19 protein-coding genes and 2 pseudogenes are annotated in these 20,835 nt (G+C 67.6%); 14 read left to right on the top strand and 7 right to left on the bottom strand.

The features are described 5' to 3' along the window. Positions 1-6 precede the first annotated feature (6 nt). A complete protein-coding gene (gene lspA / locus NTY77_04245; protein ID MCX5794689.1) occupies positions 7-480 on the bottom strand; it encodes a signal peptidase II in 474 nt (157 codons plus the stop codon). Positions 481-552: 72 nt separating this feature from the next. On the opposite strand from lspA, the gene NTY77_04240 reads away from it, so the two are divergent. From NTY77_04240 to NTY77_04230, 3 genes are read left to right on the top strand one after another with little or no spacing between them, the layout of a single operon-like run. Continuing rightward, positions 553-789, top strand: coding sequence for a hypothetical protein (locus NTY77_04240; protein MCX5794688.1), 237 nt, complete (start codon positions 553-555; stop codon positions 787-789). A 4-nt stretch (positions 790-793) separates the two neighbouring features. Further along, positions 794-1,294 (top strand): cyclic nucleotide-binding domain-containing protein, encoded by a 501-nt coding sequence (locus NTY77_04235; GenBank protein MCX5794687.1) that lies wholly within the window; start codon positions 794-796, stop codon positions 1,292-1,294. Next, a complete protein-coding gene (locus NTY77_04230; GenBank protein ID MCX5794686.1) occupies positions 1,291-2,370 on the top strand; it encodes an AI-2E family transporter in 1,080 nt (359 codons plus the stop codon). The genes NTY77_04235 and NTY77_04230 overlap by 4 nt, the downstream gene beginning before the upstream one ends. On the opposite strand, the gene NTY77_04225 is transcribed toward NTY77_04230, so the two are convergent. Beyond that, on the bottom strand, positions 2,367-2,780 hold the full coding sequence (locus NTY77_04225; GenBank protein MCX5794685.1) for a thioesterase family protein: 414 nt from the start codon (positions 2,778-2,780) through the stop codon (positions 2,367-2,369). The two genes, NTY77_04230 and NTY77_04225, sit on opposite strands and share 4 nt — an antisense overlap. 117 nt (positions 2,781-2,897) lie before the next feature. Further along, positions 2,898-3,233, bottom strand: a pseudogene (locus NTY77_04220) (response regulator). 148 nt (positions 3,234-3,381) lie between these two features. Here NTY77_04220 and NTY77_04215 point away from each other — a divergent pair. From NTY77_04215 to NTY77_04165, 11 genes and pseudogenes are all read left to right on the top strand, one after another. Further along, positions 3,382-5,286, top strand: a complete 1,905-nt coding sequence (locus NTY77_04215) for a S8 family serine peptidase (GenBank protein ID MCX5794684.1) — start codon at positions 3,382-3,384, stop codon at positions 5,284-5,286. A 439-nt stretch (positions 5,287-5,725) separates the two neighbouring features. Then, positions 5,726-7,840, top strand: coding sequence for a hypothetical protein (locus NTY77_04210; protein MCX5794683.1), 2,115 nt, complete (start codon positions 5,726-5,728; stop codon positions 7,838-7,840). 110 nt (positions 7,841-7,950) lie between these two features. Further along, entirely contained in the window at positions 7,951-8,298 is a 348-nt protein-coding gene (locus NTY77_04205) for a hypothetical protein (protein MCX5794682.1), read from the top strand. A gap of 34 nt (positions 8,299-8,332) precedes the next feature. After that, positions 8,333-8,755, top strand: coding sequence for a hypothetical protein (locus NTY77_04200; GenBank protein MCX5794681.1), 423 nt, complete (start codon positions 8,333-8,335; stop codon positions 8,753-8,755). Beyond that, positions 8,730-9,728: a hypothetical protein gene (locus NTY77_04195; protein ID MCX5794680.1), complete on the top strand. Its 999-nt coding sequence runs from the start codon at positions 8,730-8,732 to the stop codon at positions 9,726-9,728. The genes NTY77_04200 and NTY77_04195 overlap by 26 nt, the downstream gene beginning before the upstream one ends. A gap of 7 nt (positions 9,729-9,735) precedes the next feature. Then, entirely contained in the window at positions 9,736-10,323 is a 588-nt protein-coding gene (locus tag NTY77_04190) for a hypothetical protein (GenBank protein MCX5794679.1), read from the top strand. Next, positions 10,320-11,507: an ABC transporter permease gene (locus NTY77_04185; GenBank protein MCX5794678.1), complete on the top strand. Its 1,188-nt coding sequence runs from the start codon at positions 10,320-10,322 to the stop codon at positions 11,505-11,507. Before NTY77_04190 ends, NTY77_04185 begins: the two co-directional genes overlap by 4 nt. A 2-nt stretch (positions 11,508-11,509) precedes the next feature. Continuing rightward, positions 11,510-12,187, top strand: a complete 678-nt coding sequence (locus tag NTY77_04180) for an ABC transporter ATP-binding protein (GenBank protein MCX5794677.1) — start codon at positions 11,510-11,512, stop codon at positions 12,185-12,187. A gap of 1 nt (position 12,188) precedes the next feature. Further along, positions 12,189-13,142 (top strand): annotated as a pseudogene (locus NTY77_04175) (PLP-dependent cysteine synthase family protein). 32 nt (positions 13,143-13,174) lie between these two features. Then, positions 13,175-14,263, top strand: a complete 1,089-nt coding sequence (locus NTY77_04170; GenBank protein MCX5794676.1) for a PLP-dependent aspartate aminotransferase family protein — start codon at positions 13,175-13,177, stop codon at positions 14,261-14,263. Positions 14,264-14,327: 64 nt separating this feature from the next. Further along, positions 14,328-16,250 (top strand): heparinase II/III family protein, encoded by a 1,923-nt coding sequence (locus NTY77_04165; protein ID MCX5794675.1) that lies wholly within the window; start codon positions 14,328-14,330, stop codon positions 16,248-16,250. Positions 16,251-16,382: 132 nt separating this feature from the next. Here the strand turns inward: NTY77_04165 and NTY77_04160 are convergent, their stop codons facing one another. The 4 genes from NTY77_04160 to NTY77_04145 form a co-directional block, all read right to left on the bottom strand. Continuing rightward, positions 16,383-17,591: a radical SAM protein gene (locus NTY77_04160; GenBank protein MCX5794674.1), complete on the bottom strand. Its 1,209-nt coding sequence runs from the start codon at positions 17,589-17,591 to the stop codon at positions 16,383-16,385. A gap of 269 nt (positions 17,592-17,860) precedes the next feature. Then, positions 17,861-18,820 (bottom strand): hypothetical protein, encoded by a 960-nt coding sequence (locus NTY77_04155; GenBank protein MCX5794673.1) that lies wholly within the window; start codon positions 18,818-18,820, stop codon positions 17,861-17,863. Positions 18,821-18,931: 111 nt separating this feature from the next. Further along, on the bottom strand, positions 18,932-19,633 hold the full coding sequence (locus NTY77_04150) for a hypothetical protein (GenBank protein ID MCX5794672.1): 702 nt from the start codon (positions 19,631-19,633) through the stop codon (positions 18,932-18,934). Positions 19,634-19,905: 272 nt separating this feature from the next. After that, positions 19,906-20,712, bottom strand: coding sequence for a response regulator (locus tag NTY77_04145; protein ID MCX5794671.1), 807 nt, complete (start codon positions 20,710-20,712; stop codon positions 19,906-19,908). Positions 20,713-20,835 lie beyond the last annotated feature (123 nt).

Below are 20,835 nucleotides of genomic sequence, written 5' to 3'. Positions count from 1 at the left end.
GGGGCCTCAAGAGCGCCCGGGCTTCTCCTTTTCCAGGCGGGATAGGCCCCAGGCCAGGCAGCAGGCCCCCACGGTCACGCAGGAGTCCGCGACGTTGAAGACCGGCCAGACGCGGAAATCCAGGAAGTCCACCACGAACCCGTAGGCCAGGCGGTCGTAGAGGTTGCCCAGAGCGCCTGCGGCCACGAGCAGGAACCCGCTCTCCAGCCAGCGGTCCTCGCGCGGCCAGCGGCGGCGCATGAAGCAGAGCAGGCCCAGCAGCGCCAGCGTCAGGGCCACGAAGAACCCGTTGCGGCTGCGGCCGATGCCGAAGGCCGCGCCCGTGTTCTCCACATAGGTCAGATGGAAGAAAGGCAGCAGCGGCAGGCCGGGCAGCGGCGCGAGCCGTTCCATGGCCCACAGCTTGGTCAGCCGGTCCGCGACGAAGACGCCCAGCAGGACCGCCGGGCGCAACAGCAGGGCGCGCTTGAACCGCGTCATCCGCGTGATGGTAGCATATTGGCTCCGGGACATTGACGATGCCGGACGCTATTAGTTATATTCGTTGCATCTATGGAAACCCTCATCGCCGTCTGCCTCGCCGTCATCACCTTGGAACTGAGCATCCTCATTGTCGTCCTGATCGCCACCCTGCTGCAGGTCAAGAAAGCGGCCCAGGCCGTGGAGGTCCTGACCTACCGGGTGGACCAGCAGGTCGAGTCCTTCGGCGAGGCCGTCCGCTCCGGCTGGATGCATCTCTTCGGCACGGTCCTCAACCTCGCCAGCCGGTATCTGGGCAAGAGCTCCTAGCCCCATGCCGCTGAGCCGCCTTTTCAAGCGGATATTCCGCGACCCCGCGACCTCGCGCAAGCGGGCCTTCCTCAGGTCCCTGGACCTCTTCAGGGACCTGCGCTTCGGGGAACTGGGGCATCTCGTCCAGAGCCTGCACAGCCGGACCTATCATGAGGGCGAGGTCCTTTTCGTGGAGGGAGACATCGGCCGGGCCCTCTTCATCCTGGAGTCGGGCCAGGTCGAGCTCACCAAGGCGGGCCCGGACGGCAAGCCCCAGAAGATCTACACCATCCAGCCCGGGGAATTCTTCGGCGAGATGGCGCTGCTGGAGCAGCTGCCGCGCATGGCCACGGCCACGGCCCTGGAGCGATCGCAGATCTTCCTGCTCTATCGCTCCAAGCTGGAGTCCCTCCTCAACTACCACCCCCGCATCGGCGTGCAGATCATGACGCATCTCGCCCAGCTGCTGTCGGCGCGCCTGCGCCGCGCCTCCTCGGCGGCCGGGTCCCCGCCCGTCTCATGAGCGAGCGCCGCTCCACCCCGCTGCTGCCCGCCGTCTTGGTCTGCGCCAGCGGCCTCTATTGCGCCTATATCGTGCGCCAGGCCCTGCTGCCTTTCGTGCTGAGCTTCGCCGTGGCCTACGTGATCAACCCGCTCATCGACGCGGCCGAGACGCGGGGACTGCGGCGGTTCCATATCGTGCTGGCCTTCTACCTCCTGGGCGCTTTCCTGCTCTACCTCCTGGCGCAGATCCTCATCCCGGTGGTGATCGCGGAGACCTCCCGCCTGCAGGTCGACGCCCCGGCCTTCCTCGCCAAAGTGCAGAAGTACGCGGCCGGCCTCCAGTCCCATGCCGCCAAGCGCCTGCCGCACAGCGGCCTGCCCGTCGGGCAGCTCGCCGGCCAGGCCTACGCCTCGGTCATGGGACAGCTCCAGCTCGCCCCTTCCTATATCCTGAGCCTGTTCCCGCTGCTCTCCCTGTTCTTCCTGGTGCCGTTCATCACCTTCTTCCTCCTCCTGGACGGGCCGCTCATCATCTCGGCTTTGATCCAAGCGGCCCCGAGCCGCTACGTGGAGCAGGCCCTCCATCTGCTCAGCGCGATAGACGCCTCTTTGGGCCATTACCTGCGCGGAATCCTCATCGTGGCCTCGGCCATCGGCGCGGCCTCTTACCTGGGCCTGCTGGCGCTCGGGATCGACGCGGCGCTCTCCATCGCCATCCTCGCCGGGGTTTCCAGCTTCGTGCCCTATCTGGGCGCCGTCGTGGGGGCTCTGGTCGGAGGCATCGCGGGCGCCGTCCAGTTCGGGACTTTTGAGGCCTGCCTGAAGGTGGTCGCCCTCTTCGCCGGCATCCGGCTGGCCGACGAGGCGCTGCTGCAGCCCTTCATCGCCAGGTACTCCGTGCACCTGCACCCGCTGATCTACCTGCTCTCCATGATGATCGGAGGCGAGCTCTTCGGCTTCCTGGGTCTGGTCTTCGCGGTGCCTGCCGCCTGCATCATCAAGGCCCTGCTGCAGGTCGTGTGGGAGTGGTACGCCAGCGAAGCCCGTCTGCGCGGGCACGACGCGCGGGCCTGCGTCGCCGTCCCTTACACTTAATCCGGCGCCAAAAAAGCCGACAGCGCGGCGCGCAGATCGTCCGGCAGCCGGGCGGGCTTCCAAAGCTCGTTGACCAAGGCGTGGCGGGTGCGGCCCGCTGCCAGGCGGCGCTCCGGGCGCTCCGCGTCGCACACCTCATAGGCGAAGCTCAGGCTGGCCTTGCCCAACGCCGAGACCCAGGTCCGCACCAGAAGCAGGTCGTCGTAGCGCGCGGGCCCTTCGTACCGGCACGAGGCCTCGGCCACGGGCAGATAGAGCTTGCGCTGCAGCTCCAGGTCGCGGTAGCGCGAGCCCAGACTGCGCAGGAGCTCCGTGCGGCCCTGCTCGAAGAACCTCAGGTAGTTGGCGTAGTAGACCACGCCCATGCGGTCCGTGTCCGCGTAAGTCACGCGCACGGTGAGCTCATGCACCCGAGTGCCGGATGGAGTCGCTTTCTGGAGAGGAGGCGACAGCCTCTCCAAAGCGGAGGGGTCCGCGACCGCAGCCGCCGGCTGCGGCTCGCCCAGGACCGAGCGTATCAGCGCCGCGAGCTGGCCCAGGCCCACGGGCTTGCGCAGGAAATAGGTGTGGGCGCTGGGCTGGATGCGGCCCTTGATCTCCTCCATCGACACGACAGTCGAGAACACGATGGGCGTCTGAGCCGTCGCCCTTTCCAGGCGCAGGCGCTCGTAGACCGTGGCGCCCCCGCCTCCGGGCATGTAGAAATCCAGGATGACGAGGTCCGGCTTGGCCTGCGCCGCCAGGTGGATGCCCTGCAGGCCGTCGAAAGCGGCCGCCACCCGATAGCCCATGGCCTCCAACCCTTCCTTCAGGGGAGCCACCAAGGTCTGGTCGTCGTCGATGATGAGGATGGTTTTGGGCATCCGGTCTGCTAGATTACCACATTCTCGCGGACGACGCCAGGAAAGAGCCTAGGCCTTTGGTCCTATTGCGTGCATAGGTCCCATAAACCTTGACGGGTGCCCCGATTGCCTATACCCTATCGATACCATGACGAGGATAGGGGGCCATATGAGGAAGTTCAAGACGCTGTTGAGCCTGGGGCTCGCCGCGAGCCTGCTCGCTCTCAATCTCCAGGCGGTCCCAGCCGCCGCCCAGCTCAAGCCGGCGACCCCGGCCCCCAGCGAGCAGGACAAGGCCGCGGCCGAGCTGTCGGCCAAGCGGATCATGTCCCTCCAGGACTACGGCCTGCCCCCGGGCCTCTACTTCCAGAATCCCGAGGACCTCAACGGCGGCGAAGCCTTCGTGGAGCTCTACCGCTTCCCCCTCAAGGTCACGGCGCCCGCGAGCAGCGAACCCTCGATGGAGGACCTCATCAAGCAGCTGCTGGGCTCGGGGCCGAAGAAGGACGGCCAGAACCCCACCAAGATCGGAGTCGCCCTCCTGGAGCTGCTGGACCGCACCCCGGCCGCGACCGTGGCGAAGATCACGAACAAGAAGCTGGGCGCCCTGCTCGTGGCCCTGCGCGACTACGCCGCGCGCCAGGACGACCCCCTCTACCTGGCCAATCCCGCGCTGCTGGCCGGCTACAAGTCCCGCGTCGACGAGATCATGGCCAAGGACGTCGCGGGCGACACGGATTACGCGGGCCTGGGCAAGCAGGGCAGGTCTTTGCGCGCGGTGCTCAAGGATAAGCAGGACGCTCTGCGCGCGGCCATGGCCGCCATGCAGAACTGCAAGGGCCAGGGCTGCCCGAGATCCATCCCGGAGTTCGTCAAGCAGGTCGACGGCGAGATGACGACCCTGCAGATCGGCGCGGACGGGCGGCCGCTGGTGCCCTCCACCTTGGTGCAGCTGGTCAAGGCCATACCGGAGAAGGAGCTCAGCCAGCAGCAGTGGCGCACGCTCTTCACATCCTACCCCATGGGCCAGAGCCTCTGGCAGCAGCGCGTGGACAAGCTCTGGCGGCAGAAGCTCGACGGCAAAGGGGTCACCGTGGCCATCCTGGACGTGGGCATGGACAAGGACCACCCCTACCTCAAGGGGCAGGTCACCGACGGTCTGGACGGCAGCGTCATCACGCAGGACAAGTACGTCGATCCCAAGGACAAGGCCACCTTCGGCAAGCCCAACTACACGGGCGAGCACGGCACGCACGTGGCCTCCACCGTGCTGGCCTACGCCCCCAAGGTCAAGATCATCAACATCAAGGTGCTCGACGAGGAGAAGCCGGCCCTGGAGCGCATCCCCAAGGAGCTGCGCCGCGACGAGATGATGACCACCCAGGCCATCGCCGACGGCCTCAAGAGCGTCTATGACCACAACCAGGCCGTGGCCGAGGGCAAGCTCAAGGGCGACCGCATCGACATCGTGAGCATGAGCCTGGGCATCCCCGAGTCGAACACCAAGGTGCTCGACCCCCGCAACCTCGACCAGCTCAGCTCCTGGGTCAAGAAGCTCTCCGAGCAGGGCGTAGTCGTGGTGGTGGCCGCCGGCAACGAGGGCGCGGAGACCGCCCGCAAGCCTGGCTTCGCCCCCGAAGCCATCACGGTCGGGGCCGTGGATTACTTCAACCAGATCGCGGACTTCTCATCGAGCCAGGACGTGATCAACACGGGCACCGGCAAGACCGACCCCAAGCCCGACGTCTTCGCCTACGGAGTGGCGATCAACGCCGCCGCCTTCGACGGCAAGGGCTACGCCGGCAAGACCAACGAGCAGCTCGCCGAGCAGATGAGCGGCACCTCCATGGCCACGCCGCACGCGACGGCCGTCACGGCGCTGCTGCTGCAGAAAGCCAAGGAGAGCGGCGTGCAGCTGACCCCGGACCAGGTCAAGAAGATCCTGCAGGCATCCTCCGACCCGGTGGCCAACGGCAACCCCTATCTGCGCTCCTCCGGCGGAGTGATCGACCCCAACAAGGCCGTCGAGTACTTCCAAGCCCACCTGGACGCGATCAAGAAGAAGCAGTTCTAGCCGGTCTTACGCCCCCAGGCCCGGATGGCTCACCCATCCGGGCCTTTCTTTGATGAGGAAGAGGCTGGACTCAGCGGTCCTGCCGCCGGCCTGCGGCCGGCGGTTGCGCGCGGCTCGACGCGCCGCGCGTTCATTTATGCGCTCAACGATATAATCGCTTCCAGCGCTGAAAGTATAATCGCAAATAATGCATCCGGAATAAGCATTTTTATCTTCCGGGGTCGCCATCCTGCAGCAGGCAGCCAGCAGACCGGTCCCCGGGATTGGCGCGGGCCGCGGAGGCGGGTCGAACCAAGCGACCCGCGCACCTGCCCCTAGAGATTCCCACGACCTTCTTCGCAGTCCAAAGGCCCAGCCTCCCCTAGGCCCAATACCTCCCCATACTGCACCAATGGGCCTTTCCGCGGCATGCCATTAGGCGGTTATAATCACTATCGAGATGAAGACCTTGCCCCGCTGCGCCGGGAAGGCGCTCGCCGGCCTCCTGGCATATCTGATCAGCGTGCAGTCCGCGCTCGCGGCTGTGCAGACCGTCCAGATGCAGGCCGGCGCTTTGCCTGGAGCGGCCTCCACGCAGGTCGGAGCGTCTTTGCTCAAGTCCCAGGCCGGCCCCGGCGGCTTCACCTTGCAGGCCGCCTCATTGCAGAGCCTTTCCACCCTCCCGCCCTCGGTTGTCCCGACCGTCAAGATCCTCGTCTCGCCGGCCGTATCGCTCACGGCCGCGCCTCTGGCCGCTCCCGCTGCGCAGCCCTCCGTCGCGGTCTCCGAAGCCGTCCGGTCCTTGACCCAGGAGAAGGTGGCACCCGCGGTGCAGGCCTCCGCCGATGCCGTGCGGGACCTGGGCCGGGCCCCGGCCGACTCCTCCAAGGGCGCGGCTGAGACCCAGTTCAGCGTCCTCACCGGCGAGAAGCGCGCAGCCTCCTCGACCTTCGTCGCAGACGCGGCCGCGGCGGCCCCGGCCCCGCTCTCCGCGTCCTTGCGCGCGCCCGAGCAGAAAGCCCCGGCCGCCCGAGCCGAGGTCCCCGCCCGGGGCAAGTTCACACAGGTCTTCCAGGACCCGGAGCGCAACAAGACCTTCTGGCGCTACGTGGTCGGCTACATCACCTTCCTCTTCGGCTTCCGGATGTACGTGGTCGGCCTGCCTTACTACATCTCGGCCCTGACCAAGAACTCCCTGCGCGAGTCCGGCGACCCCCGCCTGGCCGACGGGGAGGCGGTCAAGGCCCTGGTGCGCGAGAACCGCAGCCTGGCGCGCATCGCGCATTGGGTGGCGCAGGGCCTGAGCTACGCCACGGTCCCGCTCTTCACCCGCCACGGCGCGGAGGGACCCAAGAAGTGGCTGGTCCGCTCCTACTTCGTGCGCTTCGGCGTGCTGGCCCTCGTGCCCACCTTGTTCTTCGCCTCGGGCGTGCTGTCCTTGCACACGGCCTTCTTCATCTTCTTCGGCCTGGTCGCGGCCCAGTCCTTCTTCCAGGGCCTCTCCTGCACCACCGAGGCCGCGTCCATGGCCAAGCTCGTGGGCGACCAGGCCGTCACGCAGGCGGAGCGCACCAAGGCCAACTCCATCCTGTTCTTCATCTCCGCGGCCATGTCCATCATCGGCCCGGTCCTGGCCGGCCAGGTCTCCGCGGTCAGCAGCCTCTTCGGCAAGGCCAACCCCGGCGGAGCCCTCATCTACGGCATCTACGCCTTGGTCTGCGGCGCGGCCGGGCTGATCTTCGCCACCTTGGGCATCATCAACGGCAAGGCCGCCGAGGCCGCCGCAGGCGGCCAGCCGGCGCAGAAAGCCAGCCTCAAGGGGACCTTGAAGGACCTGTGGGTCTCCTTCAAGGACGGCCTGGGCCTGGTGTACAAGAACCGGCTCCTGCGCACCTGCTGCGGCCTGGCCCTCATCACGGCCCTGTTCTCGGACCCGCTCATCTTCAACGTGCTGCCCGAGTTCGTGGAGGGCGTGATCAAGGCCAACCCCGGAGGCCTGGGCTCTTTGCTGCAGGTCCCGGTGCTGGGCTGGTTCCTCAAGGCCCTGACCGGCACGCCCATGGGCTATTTCGCGCTCATGACCGCGGGCGCAAGCGTCGGCAGCATGGTGGCCAGCGTGACCATCAACCCCCTGCGCCGGTTCTTCATCAAGCTGGGCTTCAAGACCGAGGAGTCTCTGACCATCCCCTTCTACGCGATGGCGGCCCTGGAAGCGCCGCTGTTCTGGCTGATGATCGCCGCGCCCTCCATGTGGGCCGTGCTGGGGCTCTACCTGCTGCAGTCCTTGCTCACGGGCTTCGCGGGCATCACCATCTCCAGCTTCTACCAGAAGACCTTGGGCGGCCACGAGGGCAAGGACGTCAACAAGATCCTGGCCGCCCAGTCGCTGCTCAGCATCGTGGCGGCCATCATCGCCACCTATGTCTACGGCTTCGTGCTGACCGGCATCCCCATCGCCATGTCTCTGCTGATCGCGGCGGGCGCCACGACCGTGCTGGCCGCCATCCGCCTGGCCGCGCCCTGGCTCTTCTTCACCCAGTCGCAGCGCGGGGCCAAGGCCACCCCCGTCAAGTAAGACTGAGGTCCTAGGGACCTTCATTTGACCTGCTCCTATTACAATCCTCCCAGGATGCCGGCATGACGGCCGACATTGACAATAAACCGTGAGCCGCATATACTGGGGATATGACGAAGCGGGCCTTGCGATTCGTCCTGGCCGCCGCGCTCCTCTGGACCGGGCAGAACATCTGCCTCATGCCCCAGTCCCAGTGCGAGGATCAGGCCCGGCCTCCCTGCCACTGCCATCGCGGCAGCCAGCCCAAGTGCTGCACGGGCGCGCACCTCGAGGAGGCCGGCGTCGCTTCCGGGATATCCTTCGCCGCGCCTGCCTCCCAGCCAGCCTTCCTCTACCAACCGAGCCCGGAGCCGGCCCCAGCCGCGGGCTGGAGCGTCTCGCCCGCTTTCGCCGTCCAAGCCGTCCCTCCTCATCCTCCCCCGCGGGAGTCCTCCGGCCGTTCCCCCCCTGTCGCCTGAGCCTTCGCTCCGTCTCTCTGCAAAGGAGGTTCGAATGTCATCATATTTCTTAGTCTTGCTTGCCGCGTTCGCGGCATCCGCGGCCCCGACCGCCAAGCCCGCGCCCGAGCCCGCTGCCGTGGTCTTGCCGGGGGAAGGCCGGAACTGCGAGCTCCCGGGAGGCCTGCATTTCACCTACCGGTTCGCCTCCCGGCCCCAGATGGGGATGGTGGTGCTCAAGGTCCAGGTCTTCAAGGCCGACGGCAGCCGCGCCACGGACCTCAAGGTCCGGGGGCGCTCCGGCATGCCGGCCATGAAAGGCGCCCACGACACGGCGGACAGGCCGTTCCAGCTCAACCGCAAGGGCGATTACCTGCTGCCCGTGGACATCGCGATGCCGGGGGGCTGGGAAGTGGTGCTGAGCTTCTATAAGAACGCCAAGAGGATATACCGTGGCAAGATCGACTTCGAGATCTAGCCTCCTGCTCTTGGCGCTCCTGGCCGCGCCGGCCTGCGCCGAAGGCGCAGGTGCCTCGGACCGGCTCCTTTACCTTGAGGCCCAGGCCGTGGGAGGCTATGACAGCGCCCGCGACAAGGCCGTCTTCTATTCCATCGATCAGAGGGAGGTCATGCAGAAACCCGGCGTGGGCCTCGACGCGGTCCAGAAGCTCTCCACCCACGGAGGGGATTTGGGCACCGTGGCGGTGCAGGGCCGCCTGGCCCTCGACGCGGAAGGCACGCGGACTCTGGAGCCCCAGCTCTACAACGCCTACTTCAAGCTCAAGGCGCCGGCGTCCGATATCTGGGTCGGGCACGACCGGCCGGCCCTGGGCATCGCATCGTATCTCGACAGCCACGGCCTGCTCCTCCAGCCGCTCGCCATGGAGGGTTACGGCTTCGACCGAGACTGGGGCGTGGGCACGCAGAAGGACCTGTCCTGGGGAGACATCAGGACGTCCTTCACCACCGGCAGCGGCATGTCTTTGCATCTCGACGGCGGCTGGCTGGCCTCGGCGCGCACGGGCTTGGGAGTGCTCAGCCGCGACAACCATGCCGTCGGGCTCTCGGTGGCGCGCGGCAAGACCCTCGACGTCATGGGCTACCACGTGATGCCCGGCGGCCTGCGGGACTTCACCATGGGCGGGGCTGACGCGGCTTTGCTCTGGAACCAGTGGGAGGGCCGCTTCGAGGTGCTGGGCGGCGAAAGATTGGGACAGCCCGCCTACGGCCTGCTCTGGCGCCTGGGCCTGAACCTCGGCGAGGAGAGCCAGCTCAAGCTGGAAGCCCAGCCCGAGCTCCTGCGCACCGGGACGGACATCAGTAACAAGGTCGCCGCCGGAGTCACTTATCTCATCAGCGGAGATCTGACCTGGCGGGCCATGTACCAGTACGACAACGCGGCCGACGGCCACCGCGTGCTGACCCAGCTCTACTACTACTTCAGACTGTGAGGAAAACATGAGAATCATCTGCCTGGCTCTGGCCTTGACTCTGGCCCTGCCCCTGCGGCTCTTCGCGGCGGTGGGCTGCGACCTCAACGAGCCGGACCGCGACGTGGCGCGGCTCTTCCCGGGCTCCACCGGCTACCAGACCCGCTACCTCTCCATCAAGGACCTGGGCGGCAAGGCCATGCTGGAACGCGTGGAGAAGCGCCTGGGAGACAAGTTCCAGGGCCTCTACGAGACCATCGACGTGCCCTACACGGTCTACACGGTGATGAAGGGGCAGTCGGTGCTCGGCTACATCCACGGGGTCAACCAGAAAGGCGTCTACGGCGGCATCCAGGTCTTCCTGGCCTTGGACCCGGCCGGAGTCATCAAAGGCTTCTACTTCCAAAAGCTGACCTCGCGCTTCGGCAAGCAGCTGCGCTCGCCTGAGTTCGGCAAGCAGTTCATCGGCTTGGGCCTCAAGGACTTCCCCCCCAGCGGCTATCCGGTCATCAAGAACCCGGTCCCGGAGGCGGAGAAGGACTTCCGCGCCGCTTTGCGCGGGGTCAAGAAGAACCTCATCCTCATGGATGAATTCGTGTTCGGGAGACCAAAATGAAGCTCACCCTCATCGCCTACAAGAACCTGCTGCGCAAGAAGACCCGCACCGCTTTGACCGTGCTGGGCATCGCCCTGTCCGCCTGGGTGCTGGCCAGCCTGCTGGGCTTCAACAAGGGCTACGAATGGGCCCTCAACCGCGACATAGACAACATGGGCTTCCAGGTCCTGCTCACGGCCAAGGGCTGCCCCTACGAGGCCGCGACCCTCATGCTCAAGGGCGGCACGGGGCTGCGCTACCTCAAGGAGAGCATGGTGCAAGGCGTGGGCAAGAACCCCGAGGTGGAGGAGCTCACGCCCATGCTCATGGCGGCCGTCTTCGACCCCAACAAGGGGGAGAGCGGGGGCCTCAGCGCCTTTCTGGGCGTGGACCCGGGGAGCTTTCCGCGCCTCAAGGGCTTTTTGGAGTTCAAGAAGGGCGGGTGGTTCCGGTCGCCCGAGGCGCGCGAGGCCGTGATGGGCTACGAGGCGGCCGAGCTCGAACAGCGCGAGGTCGGAGACGCCTACCTCATCCCGGAGAAGAACCTGGAGGTCAAGATCGTGGGCATCCTCAAGCGCACCGGCACGCAGGACGACGGGACCATCTTCCTGCCCGTGCGCACGGTGCAGAAGGCCTTCGGCAAACAGGGCCTGCTCACGGGCCTGGGCATCAAGGTGCACAAGGGCGCCGACGTAGACAAGCTCACCGAGCGGCTCTACGACCTGCCCGACGTGCAGGTGGTCTCCATGGCCCAGGTCAAGAACACCATCACCGGTCTGCTGGCCAGCGCCAAGGTCATGGTCTTCTCCATCGCCATCATCGCCATCATCATCGCCATGGTCGGCGTCATCAACACCATCCTCATGTCCGTGTTCGAGCGTTTCCAGGAGCTGGGGATATTGAAGAGCATGGGCGCCATGCCCTCCGACGTCTTCAAGCTGGTCTGGGCCGAGACTTTGTTCCTATGCCTGGCCGGCAGCGGATTGGGAGTGGTGCTGGCCCTGGGCCTCTCGCGCACCACGGAACTGCTCATCCGCCGTCTTCTGCCCTACGCTCCCAACGGCGGCCTGGTGCAGATTGACTGGCGCCTGGCCGCGGGCACCGTGGCCGCGGTCACGGCGGCGGGCCTGCTCAGCGGGCTCTACCCGGCCTGGCGCGCGGCCCGGGTGCGGCCTTTGGACGCCATCCGCAGCGAGGCGGAATAGCCATGGACAACATACTCGAAGCCAGCGACCTGCGCAGGCTCTACCATCGCGGCAGCGAGGAGATCGCCGCCCTCGACGGGGTCTCGCTCGATATCAAGAAGGGAGAGTTCGTCTCCTTCGTGGGCCCGTCCGGCTCGGGCAAGACCACCTTGGTCAACATACTCGGCTGCCTCGACAACCCGACCTCAGGTTCGTTGCGGCTGGCCGGCCAGGAGATCTTCGCCTCGGGACGGGTGCTCTCGGAGACCGAGCTCACCCGCATCCGCAGGCGGGTCTTCGGCTATGTGTTCCAGCGCTTCCACCTGGTGCCGACCTTGACGGTGCTGGAGAACGTGCTGCTGCCCTTCGCCTTCTACCGAAAGGAGGGCTCGGCCGCCGACGGAGAGAAGCTGCTGGCCGACCTGGGCTTGGCTGGCCGCAAGAATCACTTGCCCGGACAACTCTCGGGCGGCGAGATGCAGCGGGTGGCGGTGGCCAGGGCTTTGGTCAACGATCCCGAGATCCTGTTGGCCGACGAGCCGACCGGCAACCTCGACTCCAAGCGCACGGAAGAGATCAAGGAAGTCCTCAACGAGATGAGCCGCAAGAAGGGCGTGACCATCGTTCTGGTGACGCACAACCCGGAGCTGGCCAAGGCGGCGCAGCGGGTGGTGGAGCTGAGGGACGGCAGGATCGTCTGAGATGACCCTAAAAAAGGCTGACCGGACCCTGGACCTCATAGGGAACACCCCGCTGCTCAGGACTCAGAAGCTCGACGCCGGACCTTGCGAGCTCTTCCTTAAGCTCGAGAACCAGAACCCAGGCGGCTCCATCAAGGACCGCATCGGCCTGTCCATGATCGCAGCGGCGGAACGCGACGGCAAGGTCCGGCCCGGCACCACCTTGGTCGAGGCCACAGCCGGGAACACCGGACTCGGGCTGGCTTTGGTCGCGGCGCAGAAGGGCTACCGCTTGCTCCTGGTCATCCCGGACAAGATGAGCCGGGAGAAGATATCGCACCTCAAAGCTTTGGGCGCCCAGGTCGTCATCACACGCTCCGACGTGGAGAAAGGCCACCCGGAGTACTACCAGGACCTGGCCGAGAAGCTGGCGCGCCAGACCCCGGGCGGCTTCTACGTGAACCAATTCAACAACCCCGCGAACCCGGAAGCCCACGAGAAGGGCACGGCACCGGAGATCTGGGAGCAGATGGAGCACCGCGTCGACGCCGTGGTCTGCGGCGTGGGCTCGGGCGGCACGCTCACCGGGCTGGGCCGCTTCTTCGCCCGCGTCAGCCCCGCGACCGAGTTCGTGCTGGCGGACCCGGCCGGCTCGGTTCTGGCCGGCTATGTCCGGACCAAGACGCTGGGCAAGGCCGGCTCCTGGCTCGTGGAAGGTATCGGCGAGGACTTCATCCCCCCCATCGCGGACCTCTCGCGCGTCGCCAAGGCCTATACCGTGACCGACGAGGAGAGCCTGAGCACGGCTCGGGAGCTTCTGCGCCTGGAAGGCGTGCTGGCCGGCTCCTCCACCGGGACCCTGCTGGCCGCGGCCCTGCGCTATTGCCGAGAGAGCCGCGAGCCCAAGCGAGTGGTCACCTTCGTCTGCGACACGGGCAACAAATATCTCTCGAAGATGTATGACGACGGCTGGATGGCCGAGCACGGCTTCCGCCCGAGGAGCAAACCATGAGATTCGAGACGCTGGCCATCCATCTCGGCCAGGAGCCGGACAAGCAGACCGGAGCAGTGACCGTGCCGGTCTACCAGACCTCCACTTATCAGCAGGACGCGGTGGGCAAGCCCCGCGGCTACGAGTATTCCCGCACGGGAAACCCGACCCGGGCGGCTCTGGAAAAGTCCCTGGCCGCTCTGGAAGGCGGCGCCTACGGCCTGGCTTTCTCATCGGGGGTGGCCGCCATATCGGCGGTGCTGGAGCTGCTCAAGCCCGGTGACCACGTGGTCGCGGGCGACGATCTCTACGGCGGGACCTACCGGCTCCTCGAGAAGGTCTACGGGAAATGGGGGCTCAAGACGAGCTACGTGAGCTCGGATGACCCGAAAGCGTTCCGCCGCGCCCTGCGGCCCCAGACCCGGCTCATCTGGCTGGAGACCCCGACCAACCCCCTGCTCAAGGTCTGCGACATCCGCGCCGTCGCCAAGATCGCGCGCGCGGCCGGCGTGCCGCTGGCCGTGGACAACACATTCGCCAGCCCCTATCTGCAAAGGCCCCTGGAGCTGGGCGCCGACATCGTTGTGCACAGCACGACCAAGTACCTGGGCGGCCACAGCGATCTCGTGGGCGGGGCGGTGGTGACGTCGCGGCGAGCCGCCTACGAGACCATGAAGTTCCACCAGAACGCGGCCGGAGCGGTGCCCGGTCCCTGGGACTGCTGGCTGGTCCTGCGCGGCCTCAAGACTTTGGCCGTGCGCATGCGCCAGCACCAGGCCAACGCCTCCTGCCTGGCGCGCTTCCTGCGCAGGCATCCCAAAGTCGAGCGGGTCCGCTATCCCGGCTTCGGCGGCATGGTGAGCCTGGAACTCGCCGGAGGCCGGCGCGCGGTGGACAGGTTCCTCTCGCGCCTGAAGCTCTTCATCCTGGCCGAGAGCCTGGGCGGAGTGGAGTCCTTGGTCTGCTACCCGCCGCAGATGACCCACGGCTCCTTGCCCAAAGGGGAGCGGCTCAAGCGCGGCATCAAGGACAATCTGGTCCGGCTCTCCGTCGGGCTTGAGGACCGCCGGGACCTGCTGGAAGACCTCCGCCGCGCCCTGGGCTAGGCCGGCGGCGCCTCTGAGTGTTTCGACGGCCCTTTAGTTTCTATAGTTTCTGTAGAATCAGCCCATGAGACTCCTCCGCCTCATCATGACGCTGGCCTGCGCGGCCGGCTCAGCCTCGGCAGCGGAGCATCCTCGGCTCCTCTTCAGCCAGAGCGAGATCCCCGGCATACGCGCCCGGGCCCAGGACCCGGCCCTCAAGCCCTACGCGGACCGCCTGCTCCAGCGCGCCCAAGCCCTGCTCCAGGCCCCTCCTCTGCGCGTCTCCCTGTCCAAGCGCGGCGAGCCTGACGCCGCCGGCGAGATCAAAGGCCTGGAAGCCGCGCGCCGCCTGCAGGGCCGCGTGCTCACATTCTGCATGGCATTCACCCTGAGCGGGCAAGCCCGGTACCGCGACGCGGCCGTGGCCGAGCTCGACAAAGCCCTCGACTGGCCCAGCTGGGTGGACACAGCGCATCAGCCGCCCTTCGACCTCATGGCCGGAGAGAACAGCATGACCTTCGGCCTGGCCTATGACTGGCTCTACCGCGACCTCACCGAGGACCAGCGCCGTCGGTTGCGCGAAGGAGCGGCGCGCCGGGCCCTGCAGCCGTATCTTGAAGCCGCGGCCAAGCCCAAGCCACCCTTCTGGCTCACGGCCACCCACAACTGGAACCCCGTGTGCAACGGCGGGGCCGTGGTGCTGGCCTTGGCGCTCTCGGGCGAGAGCGGGCTCTCGGACAGGGTCCTGGCCCGGTCCGTGCCGGCGCTGCGGCGCTTCTGGGACCGCCTCGGCCCGGACGGCGGCTGGGAGGAAGGCGTCGGCTACTGGGTCTTCGGCATGCGCTACGGGTTCCTGGCCGCGGAGGCTTTGCGCCGCTCCGGCCGCGAGGAAGGAGCCGCGGTCTTCGCCCAGCCGGGAGCGCGCAGCACCGCCTACTTCCCCATGGCGTTCTGCCCCGGCCGCTCCTTGGCCGCCGGGTTCAGCGACAGCAACGGCCGGGCCGACGACCCCCTCTTCTACCTGCTCGGCCGCGAGTACCGCAACCCCGACTTCATCTGGTTCCAGGACCGCAACGGGCTCGCCCCGGTCAAGAAGGAAGGCTGGCCCCAGGAAGCGCTCGCCCTGCTGTGGCGCCGCGTCAGCGAGAGTTGGCTGCCTGAGGCACGCGCTGCTTTCGTGCCCAGCCTGCCGCAGACCGCCGTGTTCCCGTCCATCGGCTGGGCGCTCATGGCGGACCGCCAGCCGGACCCGCGTTTCTTCCTCGCCTTCAAGAACGGCTCGCTCGACGCCAACCACACCCACCTAGACCTCGACCACCTGAGCCTGGGCGTGGGCGACCAGATGGTGCTCGCCGAGCTGGGCAGCCGGCCCTATCCCGCGGACTACTTCGACCGCAAGAAGCGCTACGGCTACTACGAGCTCTCCACCGCGGGCCACAACTCGGTGCTCATCGGCGGCCAGGGCCAAGTCCCGGGCCGCGAGGGCAAGCTGGAAGGGCCTTTCCAAGGCCCGGGCTATGAGGAGCTGGTCGGCCGGGCTGACGACGCCTACGCCGTGCCCGCCGCGCGGGTGAGGCGCCACGTGGTTTTCGTGCGGAGGCGCTACTGGGTGATCCTCGACGAGGCCGCCACGCCCGTGCCGCGCAGCATGGAGCTGCGCTTCCACAGCTACGGCAGCGTCTCGCGGAGGTCCGCCGGGAACTGGCTCTTCGAGCAGGGCGACGCGGCGCTCGAGCTGTTCACCGCGGGGCCGCAGCCGGTCTCGGACAGCCTGGAGCAGCCCAAGGGCTGGATCAGGCCGGTGCAGGCCGTGAGCCTCAAGACCGCTGCCGCCAGGGAGACGGTGCTGGCCACGGTCCTCTATCCTCGCGGCAGGACCGAGCCGGCCATGCCGCGCTGGTCCGTGGAGACCCAGCCCGCCTTGATCGAGGTCTCGGTGGGCGAGGACCGGCTGGACTTCGACCGCTCCGACGACGGCGGCTGGAAGGTCAAGAGCCTGCGGCCCTGAGCATCCCCTGAGGCCGGCCCAAGCCGCTGGCGCAGAAGAGCCACCTTCTGGCGCAGGCGGCGTCATCATCAACCGGGAAGAGGAAGGGCGCATGCAGGACCCGGCCGTCCAAGCCCGGCTCGTCGAGGCCCTTTATGAGGCGGTGCGGGAGTTCAAGGCCCGGGCCGGGACTCCGTAGACCCGGCAGGAGAAAGGGTCCGGGGCGCTGATATCGCCCTCCAGCAGCTTGGCCCGCGCCCGGCAGCCGCCCAGGCAGGCCGCGTACTTGGGGCAGGCGCGGCACTGCCGCAGGGAGCCGCGGTCGAAGCTGCCGGTGAGGCCGCCTTCCAGATTGCGCCTGTAGACGGCGCTCAGCGGATCGTCGTTCAAAGCTCCTATTGATTCGCCGAGGTTCTGGAAGTAGCGGCACGGGTACACCTGACCGTCGGCAGCGACGAACAGCTGCCTGCTGCCCGCGCTGCACTTGAAGCCTTTGGCCGGCTCGCCGGCCTCTTGCGCGCAGTCGGCCTGGAACACATTGGCGAAGTCCGCGTCCGACAGGCCGAGCCCCTGGCCCCGCGCGGCTCTGCCCATGGGCACGACCGCGGAGAGCCTGACGCCCGAGACTGCGAGCTCCTTGAGGCAGAAGGCCTTGAACTCGTCGAGGCGGCCGACGCCGCCGTCGGTGACCAGCGCGGTCACGTAGACGGGCACGCGCTCCTCGACCAACAGCCGGATGCCCCGCGCGGCCGCGGCGAAGGAGCCCGGGCCGCGCAGCCGTTCATGCTGCTCCTGGAAGCAGTCGAGGCTCACCACCGCCTCCGCGACCCCGGCCTGCCGCATCCCTTGGGCGAGCTCTTTGGTCACTGGCGCGCCGTTGGTCATCACTATGACCTTGAGCTCCGCGGCCCGGGCCTGGCGGCAGGCTTGCGGGAAGCCCGGGTTGAGCAGAGGCTCTCCGCCGCTCAAGATGAGCGTGACGGCGTCGAGCTCCACCGCGCCGGCCACGACTTTTGCGAAGACCTCCGGCCCCATCATCCGGCCCGACATCGCGGCGAAGCAGTGGCGGCAGCTCAGATCGCACGAGCCGGAGAACTCCAGCTCGATGTTGTCGAGAAGGCTCCTGCGCTTGAGCCGCAGCTGCCCCGGGCCGCCCGGCTCGGCGAGGACCATGCCCTTGGCCTGGAGCTTGCCGTAGAGGAACTCCTCTTCCGGCGCCAGGCCCTCGCCTGGGCGCTTGGCGAGCAAGGACTCCAGGCGGGCCAAGGTCTCGACGTTGACCCGGACCTTGTAGGGGCTGGCCGTGTGGAGCATCCACAGGTCCGGGCCGAGCTGCTTGAAGACGGTGTCTTTGAGCCGCATCGAAAAAGGGGCCCAGGCACCCTGTGCACGCGAGTGCCTGGGCGTTACGCTAGCAGCCCATGTCCGGGCAGTGCGCCTCAGTCACGACGTTCACTTCAGCTTCCATGTGCTCCTCGAACAGCATGTCGCCTCCGTTCCCGTCCTTGGGCGTCTGAGATTGCCTTCCACACCCATGGCGCGACTCTAGCACAAAGTGGGCCTTTCGACCTATGACGGATGAGGTCTTTTGGTATGCCGTCCGTCATGGTGCGGCGAGCAAGCCCGGACTCCTAGGGGCAGGTATTGCACGCCTGACGCGCGCCGCCGCCGTCGCCCGGCATGGGGAAGGCCTGGCGCGCCTGCCGCGCCCCGCCGCCGTCGCCCGGGGTGGGGATGCCCTGCGGGACCTGGAAGGCCAGCATCTGCCGGGCTACGCCCTGATCGCCGGGGACGGCGAAGCCCTGCGGGACCTGGAAGGCCGGCCGCTGCCCATACCCGCTGCCGCCGGGGACGGCGAAGGCCTGCCGCGCCGGCTGCGGCCCGCCGCCGTCGCCCGGGACGGCGAAAGCCGGCCTCGGCCGGGCGTTGCGGCAAGGTCTCGCCGGCCCGCCCCCGACGATCATCGAGGTCGCGACCGCCGAGGAGCGCAGGGCTCCCCCGCCCCAACCCCGGGCGTAAGTCACGCCGATGAAGTGGGCCGTGGGCCGCAGATGGGGAGCTCGGAAGGCTTTGGCCAGCTGCGCCCTGGGCTGCGCTTGCACCTGGCTCGGCTGAGCCTGCTGCGCCTGGGCCGGCTGCGCCGTCTCCCGCCAGGCGTGGGCCGGCTGGAAGAACGGCACGAGCCTGCCGGTCTCGATCTGGCTCGACGCTGACGGCAGGGCGGCATCGGCGCCCACGGCGGCGATCTGGTCTGCTCCTCCGTAGAACGGGACCGGGCTGCTCGAGCGGACTTCGCCGCTGGCGGGCGTGCGCGCCAAAGACTGCGGGGCGGGCGCCGCCGCCGGCGTGCGCACGGCGAAGACCGCGGCGGGGCGCGGCGCGGCCGCGGCGGGCGCCGGCGGCCGGGTGTTGAAGGCGACGGTCGAGGCCATGCCCGCCGCGAACAGCGCCAGCGCCGCGAGGCGGACCAGGCCCGCCCCGCCCCGGCTATCCCGGCCCGCGGACGCCTGCCGAGCCAGGACCGGAGCGCTTGGCAGCGGGGACAGCGCGGGTCTGGGTTGCGCCAGGTCCACCACTGATTCAAGAGCCATGGCTTGCCTCTATCTGGAGTATAATCCGGGGGCCTTGCGCCGATGTTACAGGCCGTTAAAAATTCGGCAAAATCCGGTTAAATTTTCGGAGAAACGGCCCTGCCTGCCAGCCTATCTGCCGGGCCGCGACAGGGCGTCGCAGCTCCGGGAGGCGGCATCCACATCTGCGGGGGACTCGGACGCGACGAAGGAGCCGTTCACGCTGCGGGCCAGGGCGCAGGCGATGCAGTCGTCCCGGCTGGCTGAGAAGACCGCATCCGTGCATGCGAACACGAGGTCCTTGGAGCGGTCGGCCCTGGGGTCGTTGTGGACGCGCATGGGCAAGGTGTCCAGGCCCACGGCGTGCAGCATCTCATGGAAGATGGCCAGGTCCCCGCCGTCCTCAGCCACGCGGAACGCCGCCATCTCGCCGTCGGCCGGGATGGTCTTGTTGAGCTCCTTGGCGCTGGCGTAGACCGACAGCAAGGCGCTGTTGACGTTGATCCAGCCGGGGCCGATGAGCCGCGCGAGCAAGGGATTCCTCGACTCGCCGTAAGGACCCTGGAGATTCTTGCAGCGTATGGACACCGAAGAGCTTCGCGCCCGCCGCAGCAGTTCCTCCGCCATGGGCCCGTTGACGGCGGAAAGGCGCGTGAATCCTTTGACGAAAGTGCTCCTCACCAGCTCCTGAAAATACCGCTCCACCGTCTCCTGGGGGAGCGCCAGCAGATTCGCATACCGCCATTCCTCCCTCGCGCAGGCCATGGTCCAGCGCGCGGGGAGCTCCAGCGGGTCCGCGCCGGGGGCCGCGGCCACCGGCCTGCCCTCAGGCAAGGCGACGGGAGCATCAGGGGCTATGTTGAGCTGGTCCCCCCATCGGCGGAGCTCACGGAGGGATTGATTGTCCGCGGCCGAACCGTTTGCCGCGGCCAGAAAGACAGAGGCGAGAAACAGCCCAAGCAGCCGGCAGGGCGGGCGCATATCGGGAGTATGAGCGGTTTTGCGGAGCCCCGGGAGGGACACTCGGGCAGCCGGCATGCGGAAAAAGACCCGGCTTCCGCTAGGACCTCTGGACTGCCTCTGCCTGGGCGCGATCCCAGACCCTGTTACAGGGAATCCACGCGGCACCTGACCAGCTCATTGAACTCGGGCTCGGGGTTGGAGGGCAGGACCCGATACAGCCACCCTTTGGCATACGGCTCTTCCTCGACCAAGGACCGGCGCGAGACGACCTTGGCATTCACGCCGAGGATCCGGCCGCTGATCGGGCTCATCACGCCGTGCGACAAGCCATCCTCCGAGATGATCGCCGCGCAGCGGTCCCCCTGGACGATCTCGCCGCCGGCAGCCATGAGCTTGACGCTGCGCACCCCGCCTACGGTCCTGACGAACGGGTCGCAGACCCCCACCAAGGCGGCCTCCCGGCTCTCCATGGACACCCAGCTGACATGCCCGAGGCGGCGGTATTCCAGCGGGCACGACGCATACGGCGCCGCGCCCGGGGGCGACTTCACGGCGGCGGCGATCGCCTCCTTCAGCAGCTGGTCGTAGCGCAGACCGCGCTGGACCACGGCCAGCAGCTCGTCGCTGGTGAAGGGCTTCGGGATGAAATCGACGGCCCCCGAGAACATGGACCGCACCACGTTCTGGACCGTGGCATAGCCGGTGACCATGACGACCGGCGTGGAGATGTGCATGGCCGCGACCGTCGACAGGAACTGGAAGCCGTCCACGCCCGCCATCCTGATGTCGCAGACGATGAGACGATAGGCGCAGCGCTCCAGCATCGCGAATCCGGCGGCCGCGCAATCCGCCTGGTCGACCGTCATCCCCTCGGCCGCGCATATCCTCGCCACGGAGCCGGTGATCGCGGGCTCGTCATCCACCACGAGCAGGTCGCATTCTTTCTTCATGGTCTCACCTGGAGCATTTTGTAATTATAATGTATTTGGCGCCGCGAATATATGGCTCGGACCCCGGCATCAGATGATGCCGGGCCAGCGGACCCGGTCCGGGCGGCCGCGCGGAGCTGAGCC

Source organism: Elusimicrobiota bacterium, from assembly GCA_026388095.1.
Classification (GTDB): Bacteria; Elusimicrobiota; Elusimicrobia; order UBA1565; family UBA9628; genus UBA9628.
This window is presented reverse-complemented; position numbering and strand designations above follow the sequence as displayed.